This is a genomic window from Mycobacterium sp. ACS4331 (assembly GCF_001667265.1).
In the GTDB taxonomy this organism is placed as follows: Bacteria; Actinomycetota; Actinomycetes; order Mycobacteriales; family Mycobacteriaceae; genus Mycobacterium.
In genome coordinates this window covers 1-11,633 of the sequence record NZ_LZHW01000062.1, presented here as the reverse complement: position 1 = coordinate 11,633, position 11,633 = coordinate 1, and the positions used below count along the sequence as shown (strand labels likewise).

10 protein-coding genes are annotated in these 11,633 nt (G+C 67.2%); all 10 read left to right on the top strand.

Annotation, left to right across the window (positions count from 1 at the left end):
* Positions 1–125: 125 nt before the first annotated feature.
* The 10 genes from A5727_RS14920 to A5727_RS14875 all read left to right on the top strand — a co-directional run bounded on the left by A5727_RS14920 (position 126) and on the right by A5727_RS14875 (position 11,460).
* Positions 126–1,775: a virulence factor Mce family protein gene (locus tag A5727_RS14920; RefSeq protein WP_068250631.1), complete on the top strand. Its 1,650-nt coding sequence runs from the start codon at positions 126–128 to the stop codon at positions 1,773–1,775.
* Between the two features lie 50 nt (positions 1,776–1,825).
* Positions 1,826–2,926 carry a virulence factor Mce family protein gene (locus tag A5727_RS14915; RefSeq protein WP_231992083.1) on the top strand — a complete coding sequence of 367 codons (1,101 nt, stop codon included), beginning with the start codon at positions 1,826–1,828 and terminating at the stop codon, positions 2,924–2,926.
* Positions 2,926–4,473 (top strand): MCE family protein, encoded by a 1,548-nt coding sequence (locus tag A5727_RS14910; RefSeq protein ID WP_068250638.1) that lies wholly within the window; start codon positions 2,926–2,928, stop codon positions 4,471–4,473. The genes A5727_RS14915 and A5727_RS14910 overlap by 1 nt, the downstream gene beginning before the upstream one ends.
* Complete coding sequence (locus tag A5727_RS14905; protein WP_068250624.1) at positions 4,443–5,108, top strand: Rv1363c family protein; 666 nt, start codon at positions 4,443–4,445, stop codon at positions 5,106–5,108. The genes A5727_RS14910 and A5727_RS14905 overlap by 31 nt, the downstream gene beginning before the upstream one ends.
* Before the next feature lie 4 nt (positions 5,109–5,112).
* Complete coding sequence (locus A5727_RS14900; protein ID WP_231992082.1) at positions 5,113–6,084, top strand: RDD family protein; 972 nt, start codon at positions 5,113–5,115, stop codon at positions 6,082–6,084.
* Positions 6,081–6,623 carry an Rv1363c family protein gene (locus A5727_RS14895; RefSeq protein ID WP_068250615.1) on the top strand — a complete coding sequence of 181 codons (543 nt, stop codon included), beginning with the start codon at positions 6,081–6,083 and terminating at the stop codon, positions 6,621–6,623. The genes A5727_RS14900 and A5727_RS14895 overlap by 4 nt, the downstream gene beginning before the upstream one ends.
* A complete protein-coding gene (locus A5727_RS14890) occupies positions 6,590–7,366 on the top strand; it encodes a hypothetical protein (RefSeq protein ID WP_068250612.1) in 777 nt (258 codons plus the stop codon). Before A5727_RS14895 ends, A5727_RS14890 begins: the two co-directional genes overlap by 34 nt.
* Before the next feature lie 155 nt (positions 7,367–7,521).
* Positions 7,522–8,220: a YoaK family protein gene (locus A5727_RS14885; RefSeq protein ID WP_068250609.1), complete on the top strand. Its 699-nt coding sequence runs from the start codon at positions 7,522–7,524 to the stop codon at positions 8,218–8,220.
* Between the two features lie 9 nt (positions 8,221–8,229).
* A complete protein-coding gene (locus tag A5727_RS14880; RefSeq protein WP_068250606.1) occupies positions 8,230–9,054 on the top strand; it encodes an SDR family NAD(P)-dependent oxidoreductase in 825 nt (274 codons plus the stop codon).
* Positions 9,055–9,279: 225 nt separating this feature from the next.
* Complete coding sequence (locus tag A5727_RS14875) at positions 9,280–11,460, top strand: alpha/beta hydrolase family protein (protein WP_068250604.1); 2,181 nt, start codon at positions 9,280–9,282, stop codon at positions 11,458–11,460.
* Positions 11,461–11,633 lie beyond the last annotated feature (173 nt).

Genomic DNA, 11,633 nt, shown 5'->3' with positions numbered 1-11,633 from the left:
CGCCCGTCCCGCCCGAGCAGGGGGTGCCACCCGCAGGTCCCGGCCAGCAGCTCTCGCCCAACACCGTGGCGCCGCTGCCCGGCAATCCGCCGTTCCTCGTCCCGGACACGGGAGGTGCATAACCGGTGTCCACCGCATTCAACATCCGCAACCTCAAGCTGCCGCATGTGTCGAGAATGGCGGTCGTGATCGGCTCGCTGCTGATCGTGCTCGCACTGGTGGCCGGGGTCGCCGGCTGGCAGCTGTACAAGCGGCTGACCAACAACACCGCCGTGGCGTACTTCGAGCAGGCCCTGGCGCTGTACCCCGGGGACAAGGTCCAGATCATGGGCGTGCGGGTCGGGGCGATCGACAAGATCGAACCCGCGGGCGACACGATGCGGGTCACGTTCCACTACAACAACAAGTACAAGGTCCCCGCCGACGTCACCGCCTCGATCCTCAACCCCAGCCTCGTCGCCTCCCGCACCATCCAGCTGTCCCCCGCCTACACCGGTGGCGAGGTGCTGCAGAACAATGCGGTGATCCCGCTCGAGAAGACCCAGGTGCCGGTGGAATGGGACGACCTGCGCAACCAGATCACCGACATCGTCGGCCAACTCGGCCCCACACCGGAGCAGCCCAAGGGCCCGTTCGGTGACGTCATCGAGTCCTTCGCCGACGGCCTCGACGGAAAGGGCAGGCAGCTCAACACCACCCTGACGGCTCTCTCGGATGCGATCACCGCACTCAACGAGGGCCGTGGCGACTTCTTCGCGGTGACCAAGAGCCTGGCCCTGTTCGTCAACGCACTGCACCGCAACGATCAGCAGTTCGTCGCGCTCAACGACAACCTGGCCGAGTTCACCGGAAAGTTCAACCAGACCGATCAGCAGTTGGCCGACACCCTCAAGCAGATCGACGGCCTGCTGACCACGGCCAGGTCGTTCATCGACGAGAACGGCGAGGTGCTGGCGCACGACATCAACAACCTCGCCGAGGCCACCACCGCGCTGCTGCAACCGGAACCGCGGGACGGCCTCGAGACCGCCCTGCATGTCTTCCCCAACCTCGCGGCCAACCTCGTCAGCATCTACGAACCGAACAGCGGTTCGCTGTCGGCAGTTCCGGTGGTCGCGAGCTTCGCGAACCCGATGCAGTTCATCTGCAGTTCGATCCAGGCCGGCAGCCGACTGGGGTACCAGGAGTCCGCGGAACTGTGCGCCCAGTACCTGGCGCCCATCCTCGACGCGATCAAATTCAACTTCCCGCCGTTCGGCGTGAACCAGGTGTCCACCGCCGTCACGCTGCCCAAGTCGGTCGCGTACTCCGAGGAACGACTGCGTCCGCCCCCGGGCTACAAGGACACCACCGTGCCGGGCATCTTCTCGCGGGACACCCTGTTCTCACATGGCAACCACGAACCGGGTTGGATCGTCGCCCCGGGAATGCAGGGCATTCAGGTCCAGCAGTTCACCAAGAACATGCTCACCCCGGATTCGTTGGCCGCCTTGATGGGTGGCCCGGACCCGTCGTCGATTCCGCCCGCCGGGCCTCGCGGTGGTGCGCCGCCCAACGCTTACGACCAGCACAACCCGCTGCCGCCGCCGTGGTATCCGCAGCCGGGACCGCCGCCGGGTCCCGCACCCGAGGTGATCCCCGGACCGCTGCCGGTGTCGCAGCAGTTGCCGGGCACCAACCCCGCGCAGCAGAATCCGGGCGCCGGCCCGGGTCCCGCGCCGGCGGCTCCGGCGCCGGCCGGTCCTCCGCTCCCGGCTGAAGTTGGTGGCCAATGATGAACAGGCGCAGTAACTTCGGTCGGCTGCTGTGGCGTGTCGCGGCACTGATGGTCACGGTGCTGACACTCGCGTCATGTGGGTGGCGCGGTATCGCCAACGTTCCCCTGCCGGGCGGGCCCGGCACGGGTGCGGAGAAGATGACCGTCTACGTGCAGATGCCGGACACCCTGGCGCTCAACGTCAACAGCAAGGTGCGCGTGGCCGACGTCAATGTCGGGTCGGTGCGCAAGATCGAGTTGAAGAACTGGATCGCGACCCTCACGCTGGACATGGAGTCCGATGTCCAACTGCCGCGGAACGCGACGGCGCGCATCGGCCAGACCAGCCTGCTGGGCAGCCAGCACATCGAGCTGGCCGCGCCCGAGAACCCGTCCCCGGAACGGTTGTCCGACGGTGACACCATCGAGCTGAAGAACTCCTCGGCGTTCCCCACCACCGAACGGACGCTGGCGAGCATCGCGTCGGTGCTGCACGGCGGCGGCATTCCGAATCTCGAGGTGATCCAGACCGAGGTGTACAACATCCTCGACGGCAACGCCGAGCAGATCCGGGCCTTCCTCGGCAAGCTGCAGACGTTCACGCGCAGGCTCAACGAACAGCGCGAGGACCTGACCCGCGCCATCGACTCGACCAACGAACTGCTGACCATCGTCGCCGACCGCAACGAGACGCTGGACCGCGTGCTCACCGAGATCCCGCCGCTGGTGCAGTATTTCGCCAACCAGCGCGATGTGTTCGCCGACGCGGTGATGTCGCTGGGCCGGTTCTCCAAGGTCACCCATGAGACCCTGGCGGCGGCCCGCGGTGACGTGGAGACCAACCTGCAACTGCTGCAGCGTCCGCTCAAGCAGTTGGAGAAGGCGTCGCCCTACGTCGTCGGTGCGCTCAAGCTGCTGCTCACGGCGCCGTTCAACATCGACAACGTGCCCAAGGTGGTGCGCGGTGACTACATCAACACGTCCGCGACATTCGACCTGACACTGAGCACGCTGGACAATGCGTTCCTCACCGGCACCGGGGTCTCGGGGATGCTGCGTGCGCTCGAGCAGTCCTGGGGCCGCGATCCGGAGACGATGATCCCCGACGTGCGGTTCACCCCGAATCCGAACTCCGTCGAGGGTGGTCCGCTCGTGGAACGAGGCGAATGATGCTGACCCGTTTCATTCGAATCCAGTTGGTGCTCTTCACCGTTATCACCGTGATAGGCCTGCTGGTGTTGGGCTGGTACTACCTGAAGCTGCCGTCCGTGGCCGGAATCGGGCAGTACACGCTGAAGGCGGACCTGCCGGCGTCCGGCGGCCTGTACCGGACCGCGAACGTGACCTACCGCGGCATCACGATCGGAAAGGTCACCGACATCCAGCCCACCGAACGTGGTGCGAGGGCGACGCTGAGCATCTCGGACGACTACCGGATTCCGTTGAACACCACGGCCAATGTGCATTCGGTGTCGGCGATCGGTGAGCAGTACCTGGATCTGGTGTCCGTCGGCGGGGGCGATCAGTACTTCGAGCCCGGGCAGACCATCACCGAGGGCACGGTGCCGCGCGAGATCGGTCCCGCGCTCGACACCGCCAACCGGGGGCTGGCGGTGCTGCCCAAGGAGAAGATCGGCTCGCTGCTCGACGAGACCGCACTGGCGGTCGGTGGTCTCGGGCCGGCCCTGCAGCGGTTGGTGGACGGGACACAGGCCGTCGTCGGCGACTTCGAGGCCAACATCGGTGATGTCAACGACATCATCGACAACTCGGCTCCCATCCTGGACAGTCAGGTGAATTCCGGTGACGCCATTGCCCGTTGGGCGGCCAACCTCAACAGCATCACGTCGCAGACCGCCGCGCAGGATCAGACGGTACGCAGCATCCTGACCAACGCCGCACCCACGGCCGACGCCGTCAACGCGGTGTTCAGCGACGTGCGAGAGGCGTTGCCGCAGACGCTGGCCAACCTCGAGATCGTCATCGACATGCTCAAGCGCTACCACAAGGGCCTCGAGCAGACTCTGGTGATCCTGCCGCAGGGTGCTTCGGTGGCGCAGGCCGTCGCCGCGCCCTTCAAGGACGCGGCCGCGCTGAACTTCAGCCTGACCATCAACCAACCGCCGCCCTGCCTGACTGGGTTCCTGCCGGCCACCGAATGGCGTTCGCCAGCGGACACCAGGACCGTGCCGTTGCCCAGCGGCACATACTGCAAGATCCCCAAGGACGCCCCGAATGTGGTGCGCGGCGCGCGCAACTACCCCTGCGCCGACGTGCCGGGCAAGCGCGCCGCGACACCGCGCGAATGTCGCAGTGAGGAACAGTATGTGCCGTTGGGGACCAACCCGTGGTACGGCGACCCCAACCAGGTGCTCAACTGCCCGGCGCCGGGGGCGCGTTGCGATCAGCCCGTCGATCCGGGACGGGTGATCCCGGCGCCGTCGATCAACAACGGCATGAACCCATTGCCGGCCGACATGCTGCCGCCGGCACCGCCGATCGTCAGCGACCCGCTGTCGCCGCCGGGCAGTGGCACGGTGCAGTGCAGCGGCCAGCAGCCCAACCCGTGCATCTACACTCCGACCTCAAGCGCCGCGGCGGTGTACAACCCGCAGAGCGGTGAAGTCGTCGGACCCGACGGGGTCAGGTACACCGTCGACAGTTCCACCAGCACAGGAGACGATGGATGGAAGGAGATGCTGGCGCCCGCCGGCTGAACCCGACCTTGGCTCCGGAGAACGACGAAATGGATTCCGGGGAGACGACTCTCGATTCCGCGGCGTCATATGGTGATGACGCCGCTGCGCCTGGTGACTCTGCACCAGGTGTCGTCGAGGACGCCGGACCCGCCTCCCGTCTGGCCACCCGAGGATGGGTGGTCACGGCGTGCGTGGTCCTGCTCGTGCTCAGTGCACTGATCGCGGGCGGCGGCCTGATCGCGACGATCACGGGCAACCGTGCCGACCAGAGGGAAGGGAACGAGGCTGCGGCGGTGCAGGCGGCCAAGGACTGCGTGATCGCCACGCAGGCTCCCGACGCCGCGGCCATGGCGGCGAGCCAACGCAGGATCGTCGAGTGCTCCACAGGCGATTTCGCGGCGCAGGCCGCGCTGTACAGCGGCGTCCTCGTCGACGCCTATGCGGCGGCGAAGGCGCAGGTGCAGGTGTCCAACATTCGGGCGGCGGTGGAACGTCACAACGACGACGGCTCGATGGATGTGTTGGTGGCCCTGCGGGTGAAGATGAGCAACGCCAACGTCTCAGACCAGGAGAGCGGGTACCGCCTGCGGGTTCGAATGGCTCCCGACGGCGGCACGTACAAGATCGCCAAGCTCGACCAGGTGACCAGGTGACCAGGTGACCGAGGTGATCGCCCACGACGAGGACGTGGCCGACCCCGTGGCATCAGCGGGGGAGTCCTTGGCGCCGTGGACCTCTCGCGCCGCCGCCCTGGCCATCGATGTGGGGCTCGGCCTGGCAGTGGTGGCGGCATCGGTGCTGGTCGCCTGGTCCGCGCCGCAGCGCAGTTGGCTGTGGTGGGTGTGTGTCGTGACCGCGGGGGTCGGGGTGTTGGCGGTCGCGGTCAATCGTCTGGTGGCCCCGGTGCTGTGGGGATCGAGCCTGGGCAGGGGGCTGCTCGGAATTGCGGTGGTGCGCTCAGACGGCGCGCCGGCCGGACCATGGCGCCTGCTGCTGCGGGATCTCGTCCATGTCGTGGACACCGCACCGCTGCTGCTGGGCTGGCTGTGGCCATGGTGGGACGGTCGGCGCCGCACCTTCGCCGACATCGTGGCCCGTACCGAGGTGCACTCCGTTGCGGTGAAACCCGCGGGTGTGAAACGCGTTGCCGCTGTCGCCCTCACGACGGCGGCCCTGATCGCGATCGTGGTCGCTGCGCTGGGTGTCCTGACGGTCCACCGCCCGGATCTGCGGGCGGCGCAGGCCCGGGAGCAGCTCGCCGTGCAGGGACCCAAACTCGTCACCGACATGCTCAGCTATCAGGCCGCGACGTGGGAGTCCGATTTCGCGCGGGCCAGATCCGTCGTCACCGACGCCTACTGGCCGCAACTGGAGGCGCAGCAGAAGGCGATTCAGCTCGCGGGTCCGGTCGACAACGACTACTGGTCCCCGAATTCGGCGGTGCTCGAGGCCGACGGGGACCGTGGCCTGATGCTCGTCCTGCTGCAGGGGCAGCGTGGTGTCCCGCCGAATCACCGCATGATCTCCGCGACGGTGAAGGTGCAGTTCGTTCGTGATGAGGACGGCCAGTGGAAGGTGGATGGCCTGACGCCGCTGGCCACACCGAAACCGCCGGGAGGTGGCGGGTGAGCCCCCGGCGCAGGGCCGATCGCCCCGACTTCGTCGACCTGCCGACGCTGCGGCCACGTTCCCGGATGGCCGTGGCGGGTGTCGCCGTCGCGGTGGTCGCACTGGTCGCGGCCGTCGCGGTCAGTGCCATGGTGTTGGTCACGCATGAACAGCATCGCCGGGCGGCGGTCAGGGACGTGCAGGCGATCCAGTACGTGCGGTCGTTCCTCACGCAGTTCACCACGACCGATCCGTTCAACGCGAACGCCTACGCCGACGGCGTTCTGGGACAGACGACGGGAAAGCTGGCCGAGGAGTTCAAGTCTCGGCTCAACGAGGTCGTCATCTCGGTGGCGCGCTCCGAGCCGACCAGGGGTGAGGTTCTCGACGCGGGCGTGGAGCGCTGGAACGACGATGGCAGCGCGAGTGTCATCGCGGTCACCAAGACCGTGACGACCATGCCCGACGGCACCGTGATCGAGAACGGAGGTCGGTGGTTGGCCATGGCGATCGAGGAGGGAGGCCAATGGAGGATCAGCGATCTGAAACCGGTGGTCTGACCGACGAGTCGACGGAGGTGGCGGACGCCGGGCAGCAGACGCCGCGCGGTAAGGCCGCGCGCAGATCCGCGGTGTCAACCGCTGGAGCCGCTGACGCAGAGGCGCCGGCAGGTTCGAAAGACTCCGGCAGCCCGCAAGACTCGGGAGCCCCGGCAGCGGACACACCGACGCCCGACGTCGACGCGGTCACGGACAGTTCCGAGGTCGCCCCGACCGCGTCCCGCAGGCCACCGGGGCGCGTCGCGGTGGTCTGCCTCGTCGCCGCCGCTGTGCTGTTCGTCGGGTCCGCGGCCTTCGCGGCCGCCGCACTGCAACCCGTGGTGGCCGAACGAGCCGCGACGGCGACCAAGCTCGAGATCGCGCGCACCGCCGCCGGGGCCATCACCACGCTGTGGACCTACACCCCCGAGAACATGGACCAGTTGGGAGACCGGGCGGCGCGGTACCTCGGCGGAGACTTCGCGACCGAGTATCGCAAGTACATCGACGCGATCGTGCCGACCAACAAGCAGGCCCAGGTCACCAACAGCACCGAGGTGGTGGGCACGGCCGTTGAGTCGTTGTCCGCGACGGACGCCACGGCCATCGTCTACACGAACTCCACCTCGACCAGTCCGTTGAGCAAGAACATCCCCTCGCTGAGATATCTGTCGTGGCGACTGACGCTGCACCGGGACGGGACCCGATGGCTGGTCACGGGTATGGCTCCGATCACAAGCCTGGATCTCACGCCCCAGATTTGAACGATTCCGAATTCGTGACGTTTACGTCAATAAGTGGTCTTCGGTGGTGTAAATTTGCCGCCACGAGCTGAGAGGGCCGGAGAGGCCGACGCGAGTCGGCAACCCCGATCCATACCAGGTCGGGGGCGGACACCGGGCAGGCGATACTGGAACGTATGGTCATCGCCTCTCCGGTGTCCGAGAAACTCACCACGGTCGCACTGCTGCTGCTGACCTTCGCAACCGGACTCATCGACGCCGTCAGCGTTCTCGTTCTCGGTCATGTCTTCGTCGCCAACATGACGGGCAATGTGATCTTCCTGGGGTTCTGGTTCGTACCGCATTCGGGTGTGGACCTCACCGCCGCGATCGTCGCGTTCGCCGGCTTCCTGGCGGGGACGGTGGCCGGCGGACGGTTCGCGCGACACCTGGATCGCCGGACTCGGCAGTGGATCACCGTCTCGCTCGGGGCCGAGGCCGTGCTGCTGCTGATCCTGGCGGTGTTGGGTGGGACAGGTGTCCTGGACTACCGCGATGACACGAAGCTCATCCTGATCGCCGGCTTGGCGGTTGCGTTCGGATCGCAGAATGCCGCCGCTCGACAATTCGGTGTCCAGGAACTCAGCACCACAGTGTTGACGTCGACGATCGTCGGGATCGGCGTCGACTCACGCCTGGCCGGTGGCACCGGAGACCGTGAAAAGCTGCGCTACACAGTGGTTTTGACGATGCTTGCGGGTGCGGTGGTGGGCGCCACGCTGACGAGGTTCACGGTCGCGCCGGTGATCGCGCTCGCGGCATGCGTGGTGGTGGCGGCCATGCTGGTCTTCCGGTATGGACCCGAACCGGCTTCGGTGGAAGTCGGCGCGGACTAGGGTCAGGGCATGCCTGCTGTCCTGGTGACCGGGGCCTCCCGAGGAATCGGTCGGGCCATCGTCGCGCATCTGTCGACCTTGGGCTGGGATGTCATCGCCGGTGTGCGTCGTCCGGAGGACGCCGCGCTGTTGGCGTCGCTGCCCAGGGTGTCCGCGGTGCGTTTGGACGTCACGGACGCCGCCGACGTCGAAGCCCTCGACGCGGCCCTGCCCGCACGGCTGGACGGGGTGGTCAACAACGCCGGCATCGTGGTGGGCGGTCCGCTCGAGACTGTCGGTGTCGACGACCTGCGGCGGCAACTCGAGGTCAACGTCGTCGGGCAGATGGCCGTCACGCAGGCCGTGCTGCCGCGCCTGCGCGCCTCGCGAGGCCGGATTGTGTTCATCTCCAGTGTGAATGGCCGGGTCTCCGCGCCGCTGTTGGGCGCCTACTGTGCCTCCAAGTTCGCGCTCGAGGCGGCTGCGGACGCGCTTCGAATGGAGTTGCGCCCCTGGCGTATCGGCGTGCACGTGGTCGAGCCCGCTCAGACCGACACCGATCTGTGGGAGAACGCGGAGCAGACGGCCGACGATCTGGAGGCGGCCATGACGGCCGAACAGCGTGTGCTCTATGCCAAACACGTGGCCGGATTCCGAAGGTCGATCCCGTTGTCGCGCCGCATCGCGGTGCCCGCCGACGATGTCGCCAAGGTCGTCGAAGAGGCGTTGACGGCCAAGCGCCCGCACGCGCGCTATCCGGTCGGGCTTGGCCCGACCGTGCAGATGGCTGTGCTGAACCGACTGCCCTCGTCGGTGTCGGATCTGCTGGTCCGCAAGGTCCTGGGCCAGCCCTGATCGCAGCTGCGGATTTCGCAGCGCGCTGTGTTGCTGTAAAGGCGGCCATTCGGCGTCCGGCGGCGCTGACTGATTGCCGTGAACTCATTAGTTTTTGTTAATCATACTGTCCTCCATTGACTTTGAGTTCGGGGATGCCGATGGACCAAATGCTGAGAATTGGTTGCGCCCGTTTGCTACCTTGACGTAAATGTTATCTGGGTCACATTTCACGGGAGGGTCACCGTGGTATCAGTTCCCACTCCACCCAAGCTGCTCAAGACCAAAGTCGCGGCCGTCACCGCCGCGGCGATGGCCACGACCGCTGCGCTGACCCTGGGGGTGACATCCCCGGTGTTCCAGGCGCAGGTTTTCGATCCGCCGGCCGCCTCGGTCCAGGATGAGCCGATCACGGCCGACGTCGACCTGGCGGCCCTGGTCGGCTTGTATGGCGTCGGTCCGGTGTTCTGGGTGGCACAGGCGTTGGGCGTCACGCCCGAGGACCTGGTCATGACGCTGGTTGGGCAGCTGGACAACCCCACCGTCAACGCCCTGGTGGGGCAGCTGCTCGCGCTGGCGGGCCAGGGGATCGACACCGGAGCGCCCGGTCCGCTTCCCGGCGGGGTCTACAACGCGGTGAACAGTCTGGAGTACTCGAGCGACTTCGTCCTGAACCTGGTGCCCGCGGCCGCGCAGAATGTGCCCCTGGGCCTGGTCACGACGACCCTCATCGAGACGCTGTTCGACATCGACCTGACACCGTTCTCGTCGACGGTCGGCGATCTTCTCGACGGCGTGGTCGACAAGTACCCGATTCTGAGTCAGCGGCGGGCGATCCTGCTGTCCGAGGGTCTTGGTGGACTGTCCACCTCGCTGGCGTACCGCGACATGATCAACGCGGTCACAGGCGATGCCGACGACTGGGAGCCGGGCGTCACCGCGCTGTGGCTCGCATTCCTGAACAACCCCAGTCGCCCGGGCGGCGGAATCTTCTCCCTGGCGACGCCATTCACCACGATGTTCGGGGTCAACCTGACCACCCCGGCTGGGGGCAGCTACACAAACGCAGACACTCTTGGAGACGACGCGACGAAGATTCTCAACGCCTCCGTGCTCGACGTCACCTGGGCGTACAACGCGTCCTCCGACGCGCCCACCACGTTGAGCCCGTTGGCGTGGTTGAACGCCATCGCCGGTGCGGTCTTCCTCACCCATCTCATCCCCGACGGGATGAACTTCGCCGAAACCAACGTGTTTGGACTGACCGACGACCTGCTCGCGGCCGCCGCGAACGCCGGGCTCGTCCTGGCCGATCCGACGGGCGGGCTGGGCACGGGTGCGATACCGGTCATCGGCGACCTCATCGACGCTCTCGCACAGGCGGGCGTCAATCTGCCGCAGCTGAGTCTCGGACAGGGCACGTCGTATTACCTCACCTACGATTCCCGGAATCTTCCGCTGCTCGAACCGTTCGACCTCATCCCTCGGCTGCTGGGCCTGGTTGGGGTGAATGTGCCGCAGCCATTTGTGAATTCGATCGAGCGTGCCCTCCGGATGGCGGTCAACATGGGTTACCAGGATGTGGATCCGGTGACTCTGGAGCGCCGCTTCGACATGGGCGGTCAGCAGGCGCTGCTGTGGCACTCGCCGCTGACCGCGAGCCAGCGGGTCGAGGCTCGCCAGACCATCGCGAACGCCCTCGTCGACGACATCCAGGCCAACCTGCTCAATCCGGTGGCGTGGACACCGAGCTTCGCGGGCCAGACGGCGTTGAACAACCTGCTGAAGGCCGTGATTCAGAACCAGTTCGCCATGACGGTCTCGGCCCTGATCAACCAGGGCATCGACGTTGTGCAGGCGTTCGCGAACGACATCTACGACCGCCTGCAGGTGGCCTTCAAGCCCGTCCTGGACAGGGCCGACGGTCTCGGAGCGACGATCGAGAACACGATCGACGGTGCGCTCGGCGTGCAGAATCCCGAGTCTGCGCGGTCGGCGGGCAGGTCCTCGGCTCGCGCCGCCGATGTGCTCACCCGCAGCATCAGCGGATCGGATGTCGTTACTGCGGAAGCGAATTCGGACCGGTCGGACTCGGAAGGGCCTGTGGCCCCCAAGGGTGCATTCGACGCGCTCGAGGCCCGGGATCTTCTGGCGGACAACGCCTTGGCCAAGAACGCCAGGGCCGCCGCCGACGCGCTCAAGGAGCAGCGGCAGCAGGTGCGCGCAGAACTCGACGAGGCAGGCGCCAAGATCCGCACCGAGGTCGAAAAGGCTGGGGCTGCGGTGGATAAGGCTTTCGACGGTGTGAAGTCAGGAATCGAGAAGGTCGGGGATTCCTTGAAGCAGTCGGCGGAGAAGGCCAAGGAGAAGCGGGCCGAGAAGGAACAGAGGCGGACTCCGAAGAGAGAGCTGGCCGCAGCCGGCTGACCCCTTCCGCGACCCCGTTCCGCGGCGCAGGGGCCCCCCCCCCCCCCGGGGGCCCCCGCGGGGCGCCCCCCCCCCCCCCCCCCCGCGGGGGGGCGCCCCCCCCCCCCGCCCCCCCCGCCCCCCCCCCCCGGGGGGGGCCCCCCCGGGGGGGGCGCGGCCGCGGACGCGGGCGG